Origin of the sequence: Methylotenera versatilis 301 (assembly GCF_000093025.1) — a bacterium.
Classification (GTDB): Bacteria; Pseudomonadota; Gammaproteobacteria; order Burkholderiales; family Methylophilaceae; genus Methylotenera; species Methylotenera versatilis.
In genome coordinates, this window is sequence record NC_014207.1 from 2,887,744 (window position 1) to 2,910,422 (window position 22,679).

The following is a 22,679-nucleotide window of genomic DNA, read 5'->3' on the forward strand; positions in this document are numbered from 1 at the left end:
ATGAAATTTGTATCAGCTATTATCAAGCCATTTAAGCTTGACGAAGTTCGGGAGGCTCTGTCTAACATTGGCGTGCAGGGCATCACCGTTACTGAAGTAAAAGGTTTCGGCCGTCAAAAGGGTCACACAGAGTTGTATCGCGGCGCAGAATACGTGGTAGATTTTTTACCTAAAGTTAAATTAGAAGTCGCAATTGATGACGATTTACTTGATCAAGTGATTGAAGCGATAGAAAAATCAGCTGCTACAGGCAAAATCGGTGATGGTAAGATTTTCGTTACCAATTTAGAACAAGCAATTCGCATTCGCACCGGTGAAACCGGCGTTGAGGCTCTATAAGGGGATCATGATGAAAAAATTACTCTCGATGTTTGCTTTAGTCACGGCACTTGGATTAGGTTTTACAGCAAATACATTTGCTGAAGATGCTGCACCAGCGGCTCCTGCTGCTACAACAGCAGCTCCTGAAGCGGCACCAGTTGCTGATACTGCAGCTGCAGCCCCAGTAGCTGCTGAAGCGGCTCCTGCTGCAGCGGTTGCCGCTCCTGCGCCAGTGCCTAACAAGGGCGATACTGCATGGATGATTGTTGCTACCTGTTTGGTGTTAATGATGTGTGTACCAGGCTTGGGTCTATTCTACGGCGGTATGGTTCGCCAAAAGAACATGCTTTCAGTGTTGATGCAAACATTCATGATTACCTGCGTACTTGGCATACTCTGGGCTTTATACGGCTACAGCGTTGCATTTACTGAAGGTAATGCCTATTTCGGCGGATTTGCTCGTGCATTCTTAAAAGGTATCACGCCAGATTCAAATGTAGCTACATTCAGCAAAGGCGTTGTGATTCCTGAATATATCTACATGTGCTTCCAGTTAACTTTCGCGGTTATCACACCTGCATTGATTGTTGGTGCTTTTGCTGAACGCATGAAGTTCTCTGCAATCTTGTTCTTCATGGTGTTATGGTTCACATTCTCATACCTACCAATCGCTCACATGGTATGGTTCTGGGCGGGTCCTGATGCTTACACTTCTGCTGATGCTGCTACTGCTGCAACAGCAACTGCAGGTTTCATCTTCCAAAAAGGTGCTCTTGACTTTGCTGGTGGTACTGTAGTGCATATCAATGCGGGTATTGCTGGTCTAGTTGGTGCTTTAGTATTAGGTAAACGTGTTGGTTTAGGTAAAGAATCAATGGCGCCTCACAGCGTAACGTTAACAATGGTTGGTGCTGCATTGTTGTGGGTGGGTTGGTTTGGTTTCAACGTTGGTTCAAACTTAGAGGCAAGTGGTTTTGCTACTTTAGTTTTTGCTAACACTTTACTTGCTACATGTGCTGCTGCTACATCATGGATGTTTACTGAATGGTTCTTTAAAGGCAAACCTTCAATGTTAGGTGCTGCTTCTGGTGCAATTGCCGGTTTAGTTGCGGTTACACCTGCTTGCGGCTTCATTGGCCCTATGGGTGCGATTGTTCTAGGCTTATTGGTTTCACCACTATGCTTCACATTCGTAACTAAAGTTAAATCAATGATGGGTTATGACGATTCATTGGACGTATTCGGTGTGCACTGTGTTGGCGGTATCTTTGGTGCTTTAAGTACTGGTATCTTAGTGAATCCAGCTTTAGGTGGCACTGGTGTATACGACTACGTTGCTAACGCTGTTGCTCCGTACGACATGGTTGCACAAATGACCTCTCAAGCATGGGGTGTAGGTACAACAGTAGTATGGTCTGGTGTAGTTGCGTTCATTGCTTACAAAGTGGTAGATGTATTAATTGGTCTACGTGTAAGCGAAGAAGTTGAACGTGAAGGCTTAGATACAACAGAACACGGCGAACGTGCGTATCATATGTAATTGACTTAAGTTAGCTTTAATAAAGCTAACTTACAGCTCTTAAAAACGGACGCTTTTGCGTCCGTTTTTATTTATACTGCATCTACAATTAATTCTAAATGAAAATGTTTCAATAAAACCACTTGACAGATAAAACTAAATAACTAATTATATAGTTATGAAGAAAATCACAACGATTCCTGATGAATGGCAAAATATCGCTCATCTGTTTATTGCGCTAGGTGATGCGCATAGACAGCGCATTCTATTGGCATTTGAAAAAGAAGAGCGACTCAATATTTTGCAAATCGCAGCGGCTTCAACATTAAGCCGAACAGCGGTGACACACCATCTGAAAATTCTGCATCAAAGCGGCGCACTACAAAGTGAGAAAATTGGTAAAGAGGTATATTTTTGGGTGAATAAAAGCCAAATCACTAGCGCTATAAAAGGCGTATTGCATTATATTGAAACCGAAATATAAAGAAAAATAAATTATCACTACTAGTGATAGCTACTAAAGCTGGGAGAGCTGAAATGTTGGCAAAGATATTACGATCTATTTGCAAGATTCTGTTTCGCGTTCAAGTGCGCGGGCTGGAGAATGTGCCAGCCGAAAACAGACTGCTCATCGTCGCCAATCATGAATCTTTTTTAGACGGCTTATTACTCGGCTTATTTCTACCTAAAAGAGCAACTTTCGTTGTGCACACCTCAGTGCTAAAGAAATGGACGTTTAGACAGGCTTTACGCTTAACACCCCATTTGGCAGTAGACCCGACCAGCCCACTTGCCATGAAAAAAGTGATTAAATTGCTGGAAACTGGCGAAAACGTAGTGATTTTCCCAGAAGGGCGCATCACCTTAACAGGCAATTTAATGAAGGTTTATGACGGCCCTGGTTTTGTGGCAGCAAAAACCGGCGCATCTATTCTGCCAGTGCGCATTGACGGCGCTGCTGAGTCTTATTTTGGACGTTTAACGAACCACCACCCTAGAAGATTGTTACCAAAAGTCACGCTCACTGTGATGCCAACCACAAGTATCGTTATGCCTAAAGCGACTAATCATGGCTTCCCTACAGGCAAGCAACGACGTCGTATTGCGGGCGAGGGCATGCGTAGCGTCATGCAAAAAATGTTATTTCAAGCGCAAAAAAGCCGTACATTATTTGAATCTTTTTTAGACGCCGTAGATAAATTTGGCAGCAACTACAAGCTCATTGAAGACATGAATGAGACGGAAGAAACTTATACTGACTTATTAAAAAAGAGCCTAGCGCTCGGCCGAATAGTCACCAAAGTGAGCAGTGCTAACGAGACTGTAGGCGTGCTAATGCCGAACATCACCAACACGGTTGCACTCATCTTAGGCATGAGTGCATTTAACCGTGTACCTGCCATGATTAACTACACATCAGGTACCTCGGGCATGCAAAACGCATGTGTCGCAGCCAATATAAAAACCATCATTACTTCGCATAAGTTTATTGAAACAGCTAAATTAGAAAGCGTTATTGCAGAGCTTAAAAATCTTAAAGTTCTATATTTAGAAGATTTGCGGGCAGATTTTAGTGTGGTGGATCGTGCTTGGCTGGTGGGTTATGCAATGCATTACCCACGTGCCGCCATGGAAGTGAATAGACCTGATGAGCCAGCAGTGGTGCTGTTTACCTCAGGCTCTGAAGGTAAACCAAAAGGTGTTGTGCACTCGCATAAAAGCCTGCTGTCTAATACGTCACAAATCATGGCCATATTGGATTTTAGCCCAACAGACAAATTCATGATGGTGTTGCCGATATTCCACGCTTTTGGTTTTACTGGCTCATTATTACCTGTACTAAATGGCATCAAGATTCATCTTTTCCCATCACCATTACAATACAAAATCATCCCAGAGGTAATTTATGACCGCGGCTGTACGGTATTTTTTGCCACCAGCACGTTCTTAGGCAACTACGCAAAATTCGCACACCCATACGATTTCTACAAACTGAGAATCGTAGTGGCTGGCGCAGAAAAGCTTAATGAAGAAGTCCGCAAAACTTATACAGAGAAATTCGGCATTCGCATTTTGGAAGGTTATGGCGCAACAGAGTGCGCGCCAGTGCTTTCTGCAAATACACCAATGGCCAACTTGAACGGCAGTGTTGGCCAATTCGTGCCAGGCATGGAGCACAAGCTTGAGTCGATACCAGGCATTGATTCAGGTGGCTTGCTGCACGTGAAAGGCGAAAATGTAATGAAGGGTTATTACTTATTCGATAACCCCGGCGTACTCATTCCGCCTGAAGATGGCTGGTACAACACTGGCGACATTGTAGAAGTCGACGCTCAAGGCTTTATACATATTAAAGGCCGTGTGAAACGCTTTGCAAAAGTGGCGGGGGAAATGGTCTCGCTTGAAGTAGTTGAGAAAATCGCATGCACAGCTGCACCAGAACACCAACATGCCGCCAGTACGCAAACCGATATTCAGCGCGGTGAAAACATTGTTCTATTTACGTCTGACCCTGAATTAAAGCGCGAAGACTTACAAATAGTGGCTAAAAATCTAGGCAGCCCAGAAATTGCCATTGCTCGCAAAATCATTCATGTAGAAGAATTGCCATTACTTGGCACAGGTAAAACAGATTACGTCACTCTTAAAAAAATGGCAGAAGCCGCTTAAATAAGCACTCAATCGGGGACTTTCAATTGAAATACAATAAAACGACACTCAAAAAAATAACCGCATCTAACAAAAAGTTTTTTCATGTTCTCGGCCTATCGCTGCTATTGGCTACTCCTGCTTATGCCACCAACTCAACTGAAGGTGCAGCCAATCCAGATAGCAGCCTTATAAACCCTAACAGTCAAATCCAAAACTTAAGTAATCCCTCTTATTTTGAGCAAGACGCGCTGCAAGTTTTAACGCTAATAGATCAATCAAAGAAACTGCGTGAACAACTGCCACATTTTGTGGATGAGTCAAATCAGGCGATAAAAAAGCATCATGGCGCACTGCCTTCCGCTTACGCCTTGCGCGTGGCAAAAGCACTTTCTGAGGCACATGAGTTACGTAATAACCTATTCAAACAAGCCTTATCACATAGAAGTGCGTTATATCGCGTGGATGATGACATTGATGACAAAGCGCGTGTGACTGAAATCGTGATTGCCATGTCAGCGGCTGTGACCTTGTTTGAAAATAGCAAAGAAATGCATCAAGCCTTGGATAACAATCACCTATTACGCAGCAAACTCAACGAAGGTTACCCAGAGTTCGGCATTCCAGAAGGTTTTTATGATTCTTCAACCGTGCGCTCTAACAACCCTGAATATCGCAAAACGTTTAACGATGCTGTACGTTTCTTTGCAGATAATAAATCTGGAATTGAGCTGCAAATAAGCCATAGCTCATCCTCTATCCAGTCACTGTATCGCGAAGTTGCACAAAGCCCGATGATTAAAGGCTTAAAGGGCGGCAATGTATTTCAAGAGATTTTTACTTTGCCAGTGAAAGCAGCTGGTGGTGCGGTTGATTTATCTGAGCGCGGTTTAAATAAAATCAAATTTACCAGTTCAAAAGTAGTCGGCAATACCATGGGCATAGTGCGCTGGCGTGCTGGTAAACTTAAGGACGATGCCGTGATGTTAAAGAATATGCTGGCGCAATTGCAGCCTGGCGATATTTTGCTAGAAAAAACACCTTTCACGCTCACAGACAAAAGTATCCCAGGCCATTTTGGGCATGCGGCAATTTACATAGGAACAGCCGATCAGCTTCGTGAAATGAACGCACTTGATTTACCTATCGTGCAAAAAAATCTGGCTAAAATCAATGAGGGTCGCGGCGTGGTAGAAGCACTAAGAAATGGCGTGCAACTTAATAAACTGCAAGACTTTATGAATGTGGATGACGTGGCAATTTTACGTCCTAAAAATCTCACTCTAGCAGACAGGCTAGAAGCTGTAGAGCTTGCTTTAGGCAACTTAGGTAAGAAATATGACTTCAATTTTGACGTCAACACCACCGATACCATCGTCTGTTCAGAACTAGTTTATATCGCCTACCCACAAGTGGATTTTGTCACTAAAAATGTACTCGGCAGCTTTGCCATCACGCCAGACGACATTGCTTTACGTGCCGGCGCTACTGAGGCCGACCCTTTGCAATTAGTGTTATTTGGTCATGATGGCAAGCTGGTATTTGACAACGGTAGCGACAGCAAATTAGATGAGAACGGCTTAGCCTTGTATGAAAAGTTAGTGAAGGGCAAACCAATGCCAGGCGAATACAACCGCCCCAGCGTGCGTTCGTCCTTTACAGGCTTTCTATAAAAACTCACTGCTTAATCGCTTAATACATGAATCGCAGACAGTTTTTACTTAGCGCAGCGGCACTCGGCCTATCAACCAGCGCCGTTGCGGGTATTAGACTTTGGCCTGAATCTGGATTCACCAACCCATGCTTATCTGGTCTACCAGACGAATTAAAAAATCATCCACTGATGGCGAAAGTTTGGGCAGGCATTGATGCAAGCCAAGTGTGGGATTGCCATGCACATATCATCGGGGCGGGCGACAGCGGCAGTGGCGCATGGTTTAATCCCAATATGGAAAGCTGGATGCACCCCATTTTAAAAGTGCAAAAAAACTTTTACATGAATGGTGGTTGCATCGTTGAGCATAATGAAGATGCCAGTTTTGTAACGCGCATGACGCAATTAGCGAGTGAAATGCCACACGGCTATAAAACTATGCTGTTTGCTTTTGACTGGTTTCGCGACGAGCAAGGTGTGGCAGATAGCAAAAGCTCTATATTTCACGTGCCTAATGAATATGCAGCAAAAATCGCCAATCAATATCCACAGTATTTTCAATGGGTCGCTTCAATCCACCCGTATCGCCCAGATGCTATAGATGCACTAGAAAAAGCGCATAGCGAGGGTGCTTGCGCAATTAAATGGCTGCCTACAGGTATGAATATAGATCCAGCGTCGCCTAAGTGTGCTAAGTTTTACCAAAAACTGCATGATTTAGACATGCCCATAATTAGTCACACAGGCCGCGAAAGTGCAGTGAAAGTCGGCAATCAGGCTTTCGGCAATCCGTTAAAAATGCGCAAAGCGCTAGATTCTGGCGTGCGTGTAGTACTTGCTCACTGCGCAAGTGATGGGTGTGACGAAGACTTAGACCACCAGAATAAAACGGTAAAAAGTTTTGAGTTATTTACACGCATGATGGACACACCTGCTTATCAGAATTTAGTATTTGGCGAAATTTCCGCAATCACTTTATTTAATCATGCATGGGTCATTAAGCCTCTTTTATCCCGAACAGATTGGCACGGTCGTTTACTCAACGGCACTGATTACCCGCTACCAGCCATATTGCCGCTCATTTCCACCAAGCAACTTTACCGCGAGGGCCTGCTGGAAGAATCACATTTATTATTTTTGCAAACATTACGCAATTACAATCCGCTAATGTTTGATTTTGCTTTAAAACGTTTATTGCAATGGCAGGGCGTAGGATTTTCTAAGCAGGTTTTTGAAACCAGAAGAGTTTTTGATACAGAATTAATTAAAACAAAAGCATAACAAGAAAAGCAAAGGGGGAGCGTCATGGAATCATTATTTTTAATGCTGGGATTATTGGGGATAGTCGTCACAATTGGCGGCATAGCGGGCTTTTTCTCACTATTCTCGTCCAATAATAAAGAAACCAAGATTAGAGAAGTTGAGCGAGAAACTGAAAAGTTAAGCCTTGAAATCACTCGATTAAGCACGCGACTGGATACCCTGAAAAAATTTGTGGAAAGCCAGCAGCAGAACACGTCGCTGCCGCTTGCTGCACTTAAAACAGAGGTGCCTAGTATGGTCATTAAACCAGCGGCTGAGCCTGCAATTGAAACGAGTAACTCAACAACCCTCAATACAAGCTCTGATAACGATTTAACTGAACAAGTTTTGGCTTCTGTAACACCAAATATTCACGCAGCAAGCGCTCAAGAAGTCTCTATCAAACCAGTCAGCGCTTCGACCACAAGTTCTGCTGCACCAAAAACCATCACCCGACCACCGATTAAACTTGCAGAGCCCAACTTTATTGAGAAAGGCATTACTGCAGCAAAGGATTGGCTATTTGGCGGCAATACGCTCGTGCGTTCTGGCATCGTGATTTTGTTTATCGGCATTAGCTTTTTACTCAAACTTGCGGTTGATAATGGCTTTATCCCTATTGAATTACGTTTGGCAGCGGTTGCTTTAGGCGGCGTGGCTTTACTCGTAGTCGGTTGGCGCTTGCGCGACAAGCGCACTGAGTATTCATGGGCTTTACAAGGTGGTGGTATCGGCATTTTATACCTCACGATTTTTGCCGCATTGAAGCTGTATCAATTAATACCTGCAGGCGCTGCTTTTCCATTACTGGTCGCAATCGCATTCCTTTCAGCGTTTATAGCGGTCAAACAATCTGCTATGCCACTCGCCGTGCTGGGCTTTGCAGGCGGCTTTTTGGCACCCGTACTCACCTCCACTGGGCACGGCAGCCATGTAGGGTTGTTTAGTTATTACTTAGTGCTGAACCTAGCGATTGCCTACGTGGCATTCAACAAAAGCTGGCGCCCACTGAATGTGCTTGGTTGGGCTTTCACGTTTATCATCGGCACTATATGGGGTGCGAAAAGTTACGTGCCTGACAACTTTGCCACCACCGAACCCTTCCTGATTATTTTCTTCTTGTTGTTCACTGGTATTGCAGTGTTATTCGCCCATCGCCAAGCGGCAAAAGCGAGTGATTATGTTGATGCCACTTTAGTCTTTGGCACACCATTAGTCGCATTTAGCCTGCAATATGCTTTACTGAAAGATTCGCATTTTGGCCTTGCTTATAGCGCGTTAGCACTTGGTGTGTTCTACATAGGTTTGGCTTGGTGGGTATTTAAACGTAAGCTTGAAACGCTAAAATTCTTAGGCGAATGCTTTTTAGCACTAGGCATAGGCTTTATCACGTTAACCTTACCGCTTGCTTTAGATGGTCGCTGGACATCAGCCGCTTGGGCTGTTGAAGGTGTGGGCTTGTTATGGGTGGGTTTGCGTCAAAATCGCACATTTCCAACGCTGTCAGGCTTGGCCTTACAAATACTCGCGGCATTTGCCTTTATTAAAGGCTGGGGGTTGACTGGTTACACGGGAGTGAATGACCAAAATATGTATTTAGGCGTTGGATTTATCGCGCTTTCTGGCTGGGCATGTGGTGCCTTGTGGAATAAATTACGCCCTGAAAAATTCTCATTACTGACTACATTATTAGCCTTGTGGGGCTGGTTATGGTGGGTGTCTTCGGGCTTAACTGCGGTTGATGAGCTGTTAGATAAAGACTTATTTATGCACGCAAGCCTTGCGTTTATCGCCATCACTAGTGTGTTGCTGCCGCTTGTTTCGCGCTTCTTTAGATGGGAGAAACTTGCGAAATTAAGCCTGCTATTAATGCCAGCCATGGTAATCACTCTACTTTGGGAGTTATTCTTAGTTGCGTTTGATAACAAACACCCATTTGCCTATTTCGGCGCTTATAGCTGGCTAGGTGCTTTTGCCGCTTACATCTGGCTGATTAAACGTGACCATATTCCAAACGGCTCGTTTCTACGCGCACCATTGTTATGGATAGGTGCAATTATTGGCGTGATGGAATGGCAATATCAGCTTGGCTTATATGTGCAAGAATCCAACGTTTGGAAAGACATCGGTTGGGCGATTATTCCAATTGCTATCGTATTGGGCATCACGCGCTGGCAATTCGCTAAAAAGAATACGCTTTCAAGCGCACAACTAAGCAGCGCCCGCACTTGGGCTTGGATTGGCTGTGTGCCGCTGGTTGCATCACTCATCGGTTGGTTTATGTTTATGTCGTTTAACTCAAGCGGCAACGCAGCACCATTACCTTATGTGCCATTGATTAACCCACTAGATATTACCTTAGCAGCGGTACTACTATTGTTATTCATCTGGCATCGCGGAGTGCATAAACACTTAGGCAAGCTACAAAGCATGATGCCTGTAATACCTAGCATCATGGGCTTTACCTTGCTCAATGGTATATTGTTGCGCACGCTGCATCATTGGGTGGGTACACCATTCGAATGGGCGTCAATATTCACCAACTCTACAGTGCAAATGTCGTTCACTTTCTTGTGGGGTGTCACAGCCTTCGCACTCATGCTGCTTGCACACAAACGTGGTCAACGCCAAATTTGGATTGTCGGCGCAGCATTAATGGGCTTAGTGGTGGCTAAATTATTCTTACTCGATTTATCACAACATGGCTCGGTTGAACGCATCGCTTCGTTCATTGGTGCAGGTTTGATGTTGCTGGTGATGGGTTATTTTGCGCCGCTACCGCCAGTTAAAAAAGAACTCAATGCTGCTTAAAAATAGTAATCTAAAAATAAGAACAGACTCAAAAAGGATATTGCCATGAAAAACACTCAACTGATGATTGCGGGTTTGCTCGTTGTGCTGATGCCACCCGCAATGGCAGCCAGCTTTAAGTTAGATGCCAATGGTAACGAGCCATTTTACCAAACCAACATCAGCAAAGAAGTTTATCAATACACGCACAGCAGCTCACTGCAAGACTTGACCATACAAAATGCGTCAGGCGAACAAGTGCCTTATGCGCTGATACCTTATGAAGACTTACATCCGCAAACCACAACGCACCAAGACAGCAAACCGCTGATTATTTATCCGATTAAAGAAAGTGCGCTGGACAACCCAAACGAGTTACGTATTCATTTACAGAAAGGTGCAGGCAATACTTCACTTGATATTGTTTCAAGCGACGGCGAAGCTGATGCTAGTAAAAAAGCCAACGCCATTTATCTGCTAGATGCTGGCAAAAAACATGCGCCTTTAGAAACTATTTCAGTTGATTGGCAAGGCGTTGACGGCAAGCTACTCACTTTGGAAGTGCTAACTAGTCACGATTTGCAAAACTGGTCGCACGCAGGTAATGCAGTACTGCTGAAAACAGCTAATGCGAACAACAGCATTCTGCAAAATACCATTTCGCTAGATAGCCCGACCGAAGCACGCTATTTACAAATTCGCGCTATAGAGCCAAATGGCACGAGCTTTAAACTCACAAAAACCAATGCTGAATACAGCAAAGTGCAAAGCATCGCCCCTCAGTTAGTGCTACAAACTATTCAATTGCTAGCGCGCAGCGAAGACACTAAAAACGGCTTAGTGAATATCGATTTCGAATCTGCCGGACATTTTCCTGCAAGTTACTTGCAGATCAAACTACCGCAAAACAACACCATTACCAATGCAACTATTCAGGTGCGTAACAATACCAACGAACCTTGGGAATACCTGACGACCGCATCAGTGTATCGCCTGATGCAACAAGGCAAAACTTTCACTAGCCCTGACGTAGTTTTATCACCAACTGTGGCTCGCTATTGGCGTCTGCAATTCAACCAAGCAAGCGGTGGCATCGGTGCAGAAAACCCAAGTTTATCTTTAGGCTGGCTACCATCCACTGTGGTATGGAACGCCCGTGGACAAGCACCATTTACACTGCATGTTGGTGAAAAACCTAGCATTGTGAACAACATTTCAATCGCTAGTTTAATCCCAGATTACAAGATTGAAAAAATACAAACACTAGCAAAATCAAGCCTTACGTTAGAAGTGAGTGCTAACAACACATCAACTGAACAAGCAGCTAACACTTGGACAGCGCCTATCGATTACAAACGCTGGCTATTATGGGGCGGCTTGCTTTTAGGTGTATTGCTACTAGCTGGCATGGCGTTCTCATTACTCAAAACTGATACTAAAGAATAAGTCCGTTCAAATAAAAACTAGAAAATAGGAATCAATCCATGAGCAATCAATTCACCCTAATGAGCGAACAGCGTTTTCGACCATTCTTTTTTACACAGTTTTTAGGCGCATTTAACGATAATGTATTTAAAACTGCGCTCATCACATTAGTGGCTTTTCATGCTTCAAGCCTAAGTAGTATCGATGGCGCAACGCTCGCCACTTTGCTGCCAGGGCTATTTATTTTGCCATTCTTTCTATTCTCAGCCACTGCGGGGCAAATCGCCGATAAGTTTGAAAAGTCGCAAATCATTCGCTATGTAAAAATATTTGAAATAGGGATTATGACTTTCGCCAGCGCGGGGTTCTTTTTGCATAACATCTGGCTGCTAGCGACAGCATTATTTATGATGGGCATGCATTCAACCATATTCGGCCCAGTAAAATACTCTTACCTGCCACAGCATCTAAAGGAAACGGAGCTAATTGGTGGCAATGGCATGGTGGAAATGGGTAGCTTTGTGGCAATTTTGCTGGGTCAAGTACTAGGCGCATCACTGGCCACTGTTGCGCATCACGAACTATTTACCAGCATCGCCATTATTGCAATCGGCTTTTTAGGTTACTTTAGCAGCCGAGGCATACCAAACTCACCTTCCGCGGATGCTAACCTTAAAATTAATTGGAACCCCATCACCGAAACGGTAAAAAACATTAAATTTATTTGGGCCGACCAAACCATATGGCTAGCGATTGTTGGTATTTCTTGGTTCTGGTTTTACGGCGCAACTTTATTGGCGCAATTCCCAAATTTTGCAAAAGACATCTTGCTGGGTAATGAAAGTGTTTTTATTTTACTGCTGTCTATTTTCTCAATCGGCATCGGCATTGGTTCACTCATGTGCGAAAAGCTATCCAAAGGGAAGTTAGAAGTCGGTTTGGTGGTATTCGGCGCCATCGGACTCACTATATTTGGCGCTGATTTATACTTTTCTAGCACTTACCTGCATGAAACTGTAAATCTTAAAGCCATGTTCGATTACAAGTCATTTATCACCTACAGCCATGCTTACAACCCTGATGTTTACAGTTTTAACCATGAGTCCGTGGCACGCTGGCGCTTGTTGGCTGATATTGCCTTAACAGGTTTCTTTGGCGGGCTTTATATCGTCCCGCTTTACGCATTAATTCAAACACGCGCTGAAAAAAGCCATCAATCCCGCGTAATTGCTGCTAATAATATTTTGAATGCTCTATTTATGGTGGTTTCAGCGGGCTTTTCCATATTATTACTGGGCAAAGGTCTTAATATTCCACAGTTATTTTTAGCCACTGCATTACTTAATGTATTGGTGACTATCTACCTGTGTATTCGTCAACCTGAATACTTCAAAACATTTATCGCATGGATTAAGCGTTAAATATATAAGCCTGCTAGATAACTCACTTGCATTCAAGAATGAAAAAAATTACATCTACACTCATCGCACCAACATTTTTACTTTTAAGTCTAAATACTCAAGCCAATCCTATTCCAGCAACTGAGGATGGCTTACTCGGCCTTTACTCTGCTGACAATTTCACAATTACCGACGGGCAATGCCAAGACTGTGCCACTATTCCACAAGCGCTTTGGTATTTTAAAAAAGAATTGATCGCTGTCCCTAAAAAAGTCATGCCTATAGCAGTAGTTTCGAAAGCCGACTTTACGTTGCAAGAAGTAGTTAAAAATCAAGATGAAAAAGCGTTACCTCCCCTAGTATGGCTGAGCTCGCAATATGTGATTCCACAAGCCAGACTTAATGATAACGGTACGATGGTGATTGAAACATCAAGTTTAACTAGTCCATTTTTCATTACCAATAAAATTCCAAGCAATCTTTCTTATTGGAATGACAGCACTTTACAATTTTTTAAACAACGAGATGTCAGATTACGCGGAGAATTGACCGACAAAGGGTTTACCGCACGTACAGTTTGGCCGCTTGATTTCAAAATTGATGCCAATGCAAATCTTAACGCGTTGAACACTAATGAATCACTAAAAAGTTTAGTTCAATATGAAAATGGCGGCGCTAAAAGCGTCTACGAAAGCCGACTGCTTTGGGAAAAAGCACCAGGTGTAGCAAAAGAAGTAGCTGGAAAAGCCGTGCTCGCATTCATGCTCAATGGCGCGCAAGGCGATGACGATGAAGCACATGGCGGTCATTTTGCTGTGGTGACAGGTCGCATGGAAGCCGATGGCAATTACTCACGTTGGCTGGTGAATAACTATTACAATCTTGCCGCGAATAGCGAAAAAGGCATCATCGCAGGCATTACACCTATGGATAAATACTTGGCTGACCTTAATAGCGGTCAGAGCTTTTACCGCCCTTCCTACATGCTGGTTGCGGTGCTAAAAAGTGATACTGTACCTTCACAATTTCAGGCCACAACCAACCGCATTTACAACCATTTTTATCGCAATGATTTTGTCTACGATCACTCACGGAACAACTGCGCAGGCACCAGCATCGATACGCTTAGAGCGCTTGGATGGAACATCCCTACGCGAGGTGTTGAAAGCCAGCTTAAAGCCACTGCTGCCTATATCTATGTAGCTGCCACTGAAATGAGCCTAAGCAAAGGCCGCGCAATTTATGATTATCTGAATACTGAAACCACGCGCCTTTTCCCAGCGGTTACATTTGATGCAATTGGCGAAAATTTATTACTAGGTGCCAATCAATGGTCAAGCAAGCTTTACACTGACCACAATCCAACGACACCCTTCATGCGCCAAATTAGTGAAGATATTGAAGCGATTTACTTTGTACGAATTCCGCAAATTCCCTCTAGCCGCGCGTTTGGTTTGGCGCCCGTGTATAGCTTTGATCAATACATGCATCAAGCACCAGCTGACCGCAGTCAATGGAAGATCATACCCACCACGCCAAATCCTCTTCCTGAAGCACTTAAAGATGGCGCTGCATTAAAGTTAGCATCACCATCATTACTACCGCTACCAGTAGCTGCTGTATTGATGTTTATTGTGGGTGGGTTGACTTGGCTCATACGTAAACTGCTAAAGCGCAACGCTAGAAATTAACAGTCAGCTAATGAAATCTAATGAATTTCATTAGCTGTCATTCATGACTCTAGTCATTCTATTAATTCAGCACAGGCTTATAGTAGCAACACGTTAAGCAGAAATGCGATGCGAAATTAAACTAAAAAGGAGAATTATTATGTGGACAACACCAGCAGCTACAGAAATGCGTTTTGGTTTCGAAGTGACAATGTACGTAATGAATAAATAGTTTAAATAATAAGCTCTGGCTTATGCAAAAGGGTGCTTTATGCACCCTTTTTTGTTATCTACCGCATGCTTTGAAGGATTTAAATTTTTACTTATTAATGACAAACTCTTTCGGCAAAAATACCCAAATCTTGCCTGATTGCTTCATTGCACCAGCCTTGGCGCCCGCTTCATTACCATCACCCCAATAGAAGTCAGCGCGTACGCCGCCTTTAATCGCACCGCCGGTATCTTGCGCCATCATCAAACGTTTAAGCGGCTTATTACTGTTTGGCTCCGTGGTAGACAAAAATACCGGGGCGCCTAAAGGCACATATTTAGGATCTATTGCCACAACACGTTCGGCTAGAATAGGCACGCCCAGCGCTCCCAATGGGCCGGGCAAACCTGCAGGCAGCTCTCTAAAAAATACGTAGCTGGGATTACTATTCAGTAACTCGCGTAGTTTGGCTGGGTTATTGCGCGCCCAATTTTTAATGCCGTTCATAGAAGCATTAGCCATAGTCAACTCACCACGTTCTACGAGTAAGCGTCCGATAGAGTTATAAGTGAATCCGTTCTGATCTGCATAGCCAACATGCACTTGCTCGCCACTTTCTAACTGCACTAGCCCTGAGCCTTGCACTTGAAGATAGAAAACATCGATGATGTCATCTATGTACATAAACTCACGGCCTTTTAACGGTGCGGCATCTGACTCAATGTCCGCTCTGTTGTAGTAGGGCACTAATTTATTACCCACCAATCGGCCACGTACACGCTTGTATTTCAGCTCTGGAAACAAACTATCCAGCTCAACCGTCACTAAATCAGTCGGCACCTGATACAAAGGATTGGGATATTTAGCAGATTTAAAACGGCTACCTCTTAGTACTGGCTCGTAATAGCCTGTAATTAGGCCGCTATCTGACCCATCAATATTAGTAGTTTTATACACAGAAAAATTTTGCTTGAAATACGCAAAAATAGCTTCTGGGTTAGGTTTATTAGTCGTTTGACTATTAAGTTGTGTGGCGGCATTACAGACTTTTTGCCACATAGGTTTATTGATAAGCGTGCTGCAACTTTGCATCCAAGCTGGCCAAGATAGACTCAGATCAGATAAATTTTGTTTACTTTGACCCAAGCCATCAACGTCTTCCCATAGTGCGGGTTTTAACAAACCGTAGTCAGCGATTTTTGAATCAGCAGGCTTTACATCTAGTGGCTTAGCTTCTATTACTGGTCTATCAGGCTCAACAATTTGTACAGGGCTAGTATCAGGTGCTACCTTTACAGCATTTTTACTCGGGCTACAGTCGCATTTAGCAACGGGCTTAGTGGGCGGACTTGCTTTTAGACTTTTACTTGCGCATGCAGTAAGACCACCGCTAATAATCGCCACCAAAAGAAGTGCTGTAATTCTTTTTATCAATTGATTGTCATCACTTTAGAGGTTAAACGAGAAAGTAAGCACTAATGCAAAACTCTAGGCATATTAAGGGTAAACGGGTGAATGACAACATCGAACTGCGTACCATCGTCTGCCACCATTTGGTAAGTGCCATGCATTTCACCCATGGGCGTACTCAATACGGTGCCGCTGGTATATTCAAAATGCTCATTCGGATTCAATAAAGGTTGAGCGCCAACCACGCCTAAACCTTTGACTTCCTGCTGCTCACCATTCGCCTCTTTTATCACCCAATGACGGCTAATCAACTGCGCAGCGACATTACCAGTGTTTGCGATTTTAACGTGGTAAGCAAAAGCGTAACGATTTCGTGCAATATCTGATTGATCTGCAAGAAACTCCGTTTCAACCGTGACGGTGCATTCGTAATGCTTATCCGTAGTCATTTTGTAATCAAACCTTCAGATGGTGAGCTTGGGCTAGCTGAATATAGTTTTTTAGGCATACGGCCAGCTAAATAAGCTTCACGTCCAGCTTCAACCGCTTTTTTCATGGCTGATGCCATCAACACAGGATCGCGCGCTGCGGCAATAGCGGTATTCATCAACACACCTTGGCAACCAAGCTCCATGGCAATCGCCGCATCAGAAGCGGTGCCCACGCCAGCATCTACCAGCACTGGGATTTGTGCATTGGCAATAATAATTTGCAGATTCCATGGGTTTAAAATGCCCATGCCAGAGCCGATTAAAGACGCTAAAGGCATCACAGCGCAACAGCCAATTTCCTCTAACTGTTTGGCGATGATAGGGTCATCAGAACAATACACCATCACGTCAAAACCATCTTTGACCAATGTTTTAGCCGCGGCGAGTGTTTCTATCATGTTTGGATAGAGTGTATTTGGGTCGCCTAATACTTCTAGTTTGACTAATTTATGACCATCCAGCAACTCGCGTGCTAAGCGCAAGGTACGCACGGCGTCATCAGCAGAATAACAACCCGCAGTGTTCGGCAGATAAGTAAATTCTTCTGGTGGTAAAAAATCCAACAAAGAAGGCTCGCCAGCATTTTGGCCAATATTGGTACGGCGTATCGCCACTGTGATAATTTCCGCACCGCTGGCATCAATCGCAGCGCGTGTTTGCGCAAAATCGGCGTATTTACCCGTGCCCACTAATAAGCGAGATTGATAGGTGTTACCTGCAATTTTTAATAAATCTGACAACTTGAATATCCTTTTAACATTGTAGTTCGGGCTTTACCTGATTTCTCGAACCTAAGTCCGACCTACCCACTGCCTTACGCTAACCGCCGCCTACAGCACCGACTATTTCCAACCTATCACCATCTAACAACGGTGTATCTGCAAACTGGCTACGCGGCACTATTTCACCATTACACTCAATGGCGAGGCGTTTGCCTTCTAGATTAAGATTAACAACCAATTGCGCTACTGTGAAATTTTCCGCATCAAAACTGCGTGGCTTACCGTTAATAGTGAGTTGTATCGTGACTGACATAGCGTGAACTTTAACAAGAAGTAAAAATTTATGCGCTGCATAAAATAATTACAATATAAAACATCATTTTACGAAATTAGTAGCCGGTATAGCAAACCTTATCTCTACTATTTTCGGATACTGTTATTTTTACAATCGATGAAACTATATTGAAACTAAAAACATATTGCCTATGAACTGAACAAAATGACTTGCCGCCAGTCCTGATTATACTTAATGACAAAAATCGAATTACACTACTTTTCTAAGTTAGATATCATGAGTAGATTGACACACAATGAGTATAAAATTAATCCTTAATCATTTTAAAGGTGGTCACCGTGAGTAATGTCACTGAAATGCAATTTGTTGCCATACCACACCATACACCAGAAAATCTTTCTGATCGTGTGGCTTTAAGAATTACCAAAATATTGCGTTTTTTTGCAGATACTTTTTTTGCTAATCGCTATGGACATCGTGCCGTTGTACTAGAAACCGTTGCCGGCGTACCAGGCATGGTAGCTGGTGCTTTACAGCATTTAAAAGCAATTCGTCTTATGCAGCCCGATAATGGCTGGATACGCAAACTTTTAGATGAAGCCGAAAATGAGCGCATGCATTTAATGACGTTTATTCACATTGCCCAGCCCAATCGATTTGAGCGCGGCTTAATTATGTTGGCTCAAGGTATTTTCTATAATCTATTCTTCCTACTTTATTTAATTTCTTCAAAAACAGCGCATCGCTTAGTGGGTTACTTTGAAGAAGAAGCGGTTTACAGTTATACAGAATATCTAGCAGGCGTCGACAACGGCACGTATGAGAATGTACCCGCGCCGCAGATTGCCATTGATTATTGGCAACTTGATGCAAGCGCTAGGCTAAGAGAAGTGATTATTGCCGTTCGCAATGACGAAGCCAATCACCGTGATGTAAACCATTATTTTGCGGATGTTTTAACGAATAACCAAACCTAAACAGTCGTCAGTATCTAGTGCATTTGTCTTAAAATCATGAATACTTGATTCAAGTTATTCGACATCATCCTTACCGTAATGAATTTCATCGTTGTACAATGTCGAAATTATTTTACTACGCAATCATTTAGACGCACATTTACGCGCTCATTTAAAAGGTAAGCAATGAAAGTTCAAAGCCAAATCGCAGACATCAATACCGCAACCGGTGTGATGCGCACGTATATTCATCGCCCTGTAGGCGGCAAGCCAAGTGCTGATGGCAAGTTTCCTACTGTTTTGTTTTATTCTGAAATTTTTCAGCAAACAGGCCCGATTGAAAGTGCAGCTAAAATCATCGCTAGCCACGGCTATGTGGTGCTAGTACCTGAAGTGTTTCATGAATTAAACCCAATTGGCACGGTATTGGCGTATGACGACGCTGGTCGCGACAAAGGCAATGCAGACAAAGCTGCAAAGGATGTGCAAGGCTACGATACAGATAATCAAGCTATGATTGCGTTTATTAAACAACAGGATTGGTATGACGGCAACATTGGCGCGATGGGCTTTTGTATCGGCGGTCACCTAGCTTTCCGTGCTGCGCTGCAGCCAGAAATCAAGAGTACCGCTTGTTTCTATGCAACCGATTTGCATTCAATGACCATTCCGAATAAACCTGGTCAACATAGCATGGAGCGCCTGAGCGACATTACCGGCGAACTGTTGATGATTTGGGGCAAGCAAGATAACCACATCCCAACCGCTGGTAGAACTCAAGTGTACAACAAGTTGACTGAAGCTAACCTCACATTCACTTGGCATGAGTTCAATGCGCAACACGCCTTTATGCGTGATGGCGATGAGCGTTACGACGCCCAAACAGCAATGCTCTGCTATCAGTTAGCCTTGAACTTGTTCAGCCGAACAATGTAATCACAATAATACTTTTAAAAAGTACTTTAATTGGTAAAAAGCCCTTGTTTAGCCGTATCGCGGATTGCCGCGACGGCTGGGTGATCAAAGCGCCGTTCAACTGAAATGGCGTAGTAATAATCTTGCACTTCTTCAGTTTTGCCGAGTTCAACGACCCCATATTGCCGTGTAATTTCCGATGCAATGACTGAGGGCGCCATAAAAATACCGATGCCCGCTTGGCCAAAAGCTTTCATCAACGCACTATCATCAAACTCCCCAACAATTTGTGGGCGTATGCGCTCCGCATCAAACCAGCGCATCAGCCTGCGACGCATTGCCGTATCTAAACTCGGCACTAATAAAGGCGCCTGATTTAAGCTAGCGGGGAAACCTTCCTGATACTTTACCGCCAGTGCTGGTGTGGCAAAAAAGCTGATGCCACATTCACCCAATTTATGATTATCCCCCTTGATATCCAATTGCTCAGGCATCGGCCTATCTGACAGCACCAAATCAAGACGATGTATGGCTAAATCGCCTAGCAACTTATCTAACTTATCTTCTCTACAGATGATTTTTATCGGCTCACTCAGCGTCATCGCGGGGGCAAGTAAGCTGTAGACGATTGATTTAGGCATGACATCAGCAATGCCCACTCTAAAAGTTGTCACTTGCTTCACGGTGCCTCCACTCAGCGCTTGCTCCATCTCTGCGCCTATTTCAAATATCTCATCTGCATAAGATAAAGCCAAACGTCCGGTTTCCGTAAGCTCCAAGCCACGCCCAACTCGCTTAAACAATGTTGCTTCAAGTGAGGCTTCTAATAACCCTATTTGCCCGCTCAGGGTTTGTGGTGTGAGGTCAAGTTGCTCGCTTGCACGTGCAATACTGCCAGCTCGCGCTACTTGCCAAAAATAATTCAGCTGTTTGTAGTTCAACATAATCGGCCAACCATCAGTTTTTTACGAATTATCTATCAGTATAATCTTTATTTTTACGATGTGTTAATTCACCTAGTATAGCTACACGTTAATGCTTACTTAGGAGATTAAGATGCAACTTGATATTCAAACAAATGGTTTTTCATTAACCGACGGTATCCGCGATTACGCCACGCGCCGTATGCAATTTGCCTTAGATAGAAATGATGGGCACGTCATGCATGCACGTATCAGCCTAGCTGACATCAATGGGCCGCGTGGTGGCATAGATAAAAGATGCCAGATTAATTTGGTCTTGGCTGGACACAGTAACATTGTCATAGAAGACACGGAAGCTGACTTATATGTCGCCATTGATCGCGCGAGTGACCGTTGCGCACGTACACTGACCAGAAGATTAGAAAAATTACGTGAGCATTCCTATGACTCTGTACCTATTCCATTAGCAACTGATGATTAAGCAAACTTACCTTTAGTTAGTAATTTAGTATCAATACTTTAGCTTGAGCAAACTGAAGATGAAATTAACCGCTCAATATTTGATGTTATGGAGTTCGCAATGAAACGTATTATTTATTTTTTAGCCACCAACCTTGCCATTATGTTGGTACTTTCACTAACCATGCGCATCCTTGGGGTAGAGCCTTACCTTAATGCCAACGGTCTGGATTTAGGCAATCTACTGGCCTTTGCCGCTATCATGGGTTTTGGTGGTGCATTTATCTCACTGGCAATGTCTAAGTGGTCTGCTAAACGCATGTCTGGCGCGGTAGTCATTGAAGAGGCTCGTACACCTACTGAAATCTGGTTGATTAAAACAGTGCGTGCTCAGGCCGATATGGTCGGCATCAAGATGCCAGAAGTCGCAGTATTTGACTCGCCTGAGGTTAACGCTTTTGCAACCGGGATGACTAAAAACAGCTCATTAGTTGCAGTATCAACGGGCTTACTCAACAAAATGAGTAAGGACGAAGCCGAGGCCGTGCTGGCTCACGAAGTTTCGCATATTGCTAATGGCGACATGGTAACGCTTACCTTAATTCAAGGTGTGGTGAATACTTTTGTGATGTTCCTCTCACGCGTCATTGGCTATGCAGTAGATAAAATTATTTTCAAAACTGAAAAAGGTACAGGTCCAGCGTTCTTTGTCACGATGATTATCGCAGAACTATTATTGGGCGTATTGGCTTCTATTATCGTGATGTGGTTCTCTCGTCAGCGTGAGTTCCGTGCAGATGCTGGCGCAGCAAAACTTTCAAGCGCTAAGAAAATGATTGCGGCTTTAGAGCGTCTGCAAGCTGAACACGAACCATCTGCCTTACCTAAACAAATGGCTGCTTCAGGCATTTCTGGTGGTGGCGCTAGCGGCTTCAAACGCCTGTTCTCAAGCCACCCAGACCTATCTGAACGCATTGCTGCCTTACGTAGCAATTCATAAAAATTGAGATGAAGAAATGAAAATTAAACGTGTTGAGCTGTTCTTAGAACACTTCATGTTCGGAAGTCGTTGGCTACTAGTGCCGTTTTACCTCGGCTTAATTGCGGGCATTGCCTTGTTATTGGTTAAGTTTAGTAAGGCGTTCTTCGCACTTATTCCCACCGTATTTGGTGGGGATGGTGGCGCAGCATTACTAGGGATTCTAACCTTGGTAGATATTACGTTAGTCGCAAACTTGCTGCTGATTATCATCTTTGCTGGCTATGAAAACTTTGTTTCTAAAATTGATACTGGCGACAATGAAGACCGCCCAGAGTGGATGGGACATGTTGGGTTTTCTGACTTAAAACTGAAGCTGATTGGCTCTATCGTGGCGATTTCTGGGATTGAGTTGCTTAAATACTTTATCAACGTAAAAGAAGTATTAGCAGAACCTAATGGTAATTATCAACTTGCTTGGTTAGTGGGTATTCACTTAACGCTAGTATTTTCTGGCGTAATGTTTGCACTGATGGACAGGATTGCCAGCAGCAACCATGGCGCTACAAGTAAATAGGGTTTCAATAA

At 43.7% G+C, this 22,679-nt stretch carries 21 protein-coding genes; 16 read left to right on the top strand and 5 right to left on the bottom strand.

Features of this window, described 5'->3' with window-relative positions; genetic code table 11:
* From glnK to pqqA, 11 genes are all read left to right on the top strand, one after another.
* Nucleotides 1-339 (top strand): P-II family nitrogen regulator, encoded by a 339-nt coding sequence (gene glnK / locus M301_RS13300; RefSeq protein WP_013149302.1) that lies wholly within the window; start codon nucleotides 1-3, stop codon nucleotides 337-339.
* A gap of 10 nt (nucleotides 340-349) precedes the next feature.
* Entirely contained in the window at nucleotides 350-1,861 is a 1,512-nt protein-coding gene (locus M301_RS13305) for an ammonium transporter (RefSeq protein WP_041359528.1), read from the top strand.
* 157 nt (nucleotides 1,862-2,018) lie between these two features.
* Entirely contained in the window at nucleotides 2,019-2,324 is a 306-nt protein-coding gene (locus M301_RS13310) for an ArsR/SmtB family transcription factor (RefSeq protein WP_013149304.1), read from the top strand.
* A gap of 53 nt (nucleotides 2,325-2,377) precedes the next feature.
* A complete protein-coding gene (gene aas, locus M301_RS13315; RefSeq protein ID WP_013149305.1) occupies nucleotides 2,378-4,510 on the top strand; it encodes a bifunctional acyl-ACP--phospholipid O-acyltransferase/long-chain-fatty-acid--ACP ligase in 2,133 nt (710 codons plus the stop codon).
* Between the two features lie 26 nt (nucleotides 4,511-4,536).
* Entirely contained in the window at nucleotides 4,537-6,162 is a 1,626-nt protein-coding gene (locus M301_RS13320; RefSeq protein WP_013149306.1) for a YiiX/YebB-like N1pC/P60 family cysteine hydrolase, read from the top strand.
* Between the two features lie 26 nt (nucleotides 6,163-6,188).
* On the top strand, nucleotides 6,189-7,424 hold the full coding sequence (locus M301_RS13325; RefSeq protein ID WP_013149307.1) for an amidohydrolase family protein: 1,236 nt from the start codon (nucleotides 6,189-6,191) through the stop codon (nucleotides 7,422-7,424).
* 24 nt (nucleotides 7,425-7,448) lie between these two features.
* Complete coding sequence (locus M301_RS13330) at nucleotides 7,449-10,256, top strand: DUF2339 domain-containing protein (protein ID WP_013149308.1); 2,808 nt, start codon at nucleotides 7,449-7,451, stop codon at nucleotides 10,254-10,256.
* A 45-nt stretch (nucleotides 10,257-10,301) separates the two neighbouring features.
* The gene (locus M301_RS13335; protein ID WP_013149309.1) at nucleotides 10,302-11,681 is read left to right on the top strand and encodes a DUF3999 domain-containing protein; all 1,380 of its coding nucleotides are present in this window, start codon (nucleotides 10,302-10,304) and stop codon (nucleotides 11,679-11,681) included.
* Nucleotides 11,682-11,719: 38 nt separating this feature from the next.
* The gene (locus M301_RS13340; protein ID WP_013149310.1) at nucleotides 11,720-13,081 is read left to right on the top strand and encodes an MFS transporter; all 1,362 of its coding nucleotides are present in this window, start codon (nucleotides 11,720-11,722) and stop codon (nucleotides 13,079-13,081) included.
* Nucleotides 13,082-13,119: 38 nt separating this feature from the next.
* On the top strand, nucleotides 13,120-14,751 hold the full coding sequence (locus M301_RS13345) for a hypothetical protein (RefSeq protein ID WP_013149311.1): 1,632 nt from the start codon (nucleotides 13,120-13,122) through the stop codon (nucleotides 14,749-14,751).
* 139 nt (nucleotides 14,752-14,890) lie between these two features.
* Nucleotides 14,891-14,962, top strand: coding sequence for a pyrroloquinoline quinone precursor peptide PqqA (gene pqqA / locus M301_RS14480; protein WP_012777389.1), 72 nt, complete (start codon nucleotides 14,891-14,893; stop codon nucleotides 14,960-14,962).
* Nucleotides 14,963-15,049: 87 nt separating this feature from the next.
* Here pqqA and mltA read toward each other — a convergent pair whose 3' ends face one another.
* The 4 genes from mltA to thiS form a co-directional block, all read right to left on the bottom strand.
* Nucleotides 15,050-16,372 (bottom strand): murein transglycosylase A, encoded by a 1,323-nt coding sequence (mltA, locus tag M301_RS13350; RefSeq protein ID WP_041360246.1) that lies wholly within the window; start codon nucleotides 16,370-16,372, stop codon nucleotides 15,050-15,052.
* Between the two features lie 44 nt (nucleotides 16,373-16,416).
* Nucleotides 16,417-16,800, bottom strand: coding sequence for a Co2+/Mg2+ efflux protein ApaG (gene apaG / locus M301_RS13355; RefSeq protein ID WP_013149313.1), 384 nt, complete (start codon nucleotides 16,798-16,800; stop codon nucleotides 16,417-16,419).
* On the bottom strand, nucleotides 16,797-17,582 hold the full coding sequence (locus M301_RS13360; RefSeq protein ID WP_013149314.1) for a thiazole synthase: 786 nt from the start codon (nucleotides 17,580-17,582) through the stop codon (nucleotides 16,797-16,799). The genes apaG and M301_RS13360 overlap by 4 nt, the downstream gene beginning before the upstream one ends.
* A 79-nt stretch (nucleotides 17,583-17,661) precedes the next feature.
* Nucleotides 17,662-17,877: a sulfur carrier protein ThiS gene (thiS, locus tag M301_RS13365; protein ID WP_013149315.1), complete on the bottom strand. Its 216-nt coding sequence runs from the start codon at nucleotides 17,875-17,877 to the stop codon at nucleotides 17,662-17,664.
* Nucleotides 17,878-18,197: 320 nt separating this feature from the next.
* On the opposite strand from thiS, the gene M301_RS13370 reads away from it, so the two are divergent.
* Both M301_RS13370 and M301_RS13375 read left to right on the top strand, forming a co-directional pair.
* On the top strand, nucleotides 18,198-18,836 hold the full coding sequence (locus M301_RS13370) for an alternative oxidase (RefSeq protein ID WP_013149316.1): 639 nt from the start codon (nucleotides 18,198-18,200) through the stop codon (nucleotides 18,834-18,836).
* Nucleotides 18,837-19,001: 165 nt separating this feature from the next.
* Nucleotides 19,002-19,751 carry a dienelactone hydrolase family protein gene (locus tag M301_RS13375; protein WP_013149317.1) on the top strand — a complete coding sequence of 250 codons (750 nt, stop codon included), beginning with the start codon at nucleotides 19,002-19,004 and terminating at the stop codon, nucleotides 19,749-19,751.
* 26 nt (nucleotides 19,752-19,777) lie between these two features.
* Here M301_RS13375 and nhaR read toward each other — a convergent pair whose 3' ends face one another.
* Nucleotides 19,778-20,674: a transcriptional activator NhaR gene (gene nhaR / locus M301_RS13380; RefSeq protein ID WP_013149318.1), complete on the bottom strand. Its 897-nt coding sequence runs from the start codon at nucleotides 20,672-20,674 to the stop codon at nucleotides 19,778-19,780.
* 112 nt (nucleotides 20,675-20,786) lie between these two features.
* Here nhaR and M301_RS13385 point away from each other — a divergent pair, with 112 nt between their 5' ends.
* The 3 genes from M301_RS13385 to M301_RS13395 all read left to right on the top strand — a co-directional run bounded on the left by M301_RS13385 (nucleotide 20,787) and on the right by M301_RS13395 (nucleotide 22,668).
* The gene (locus tag M301_RS13385; protein ID WP_013149319.1) at nucleotides 20,787-21,134 is read left to right on the top strand and encodes an HPF/RaiA family ribosome-associated protein; all 348 of its coding nucleotides are present in this window, start codon (nucleotides 20,787-20,789) and stop codon (nucleotides 21,132-21,134) included.
* Nucleotides 21,135-21,233: 99 nt separating this feature from the next.
* Nucleotides 21,234-22,112: a protease HtpX gene (htpX, locus tag M301_RS13390; RefSeq protein WP_013149320.1), complete on the top strand. Its 879-nt coding sequence runs from the start codon at nucleotides 21,234-21,236 to the stop codon at nucleotides 22,110-22,112.
* A gap of 16 nt (nucleotides 22,113-22,128) precedes the next feature.
* Complete coding sequence (locus M301_RS13395; protein ID WP_013149321.1) at nucleotides 22,129-22,668, top strand: TIGR00645 family protein; 540 nt, start codon at nucleotides 22,129-22,131, stop codon at nucleotides 22,666-22,668.
* Nucleotides 22,669-22,679: the final 11 nt, after the last annotated feature.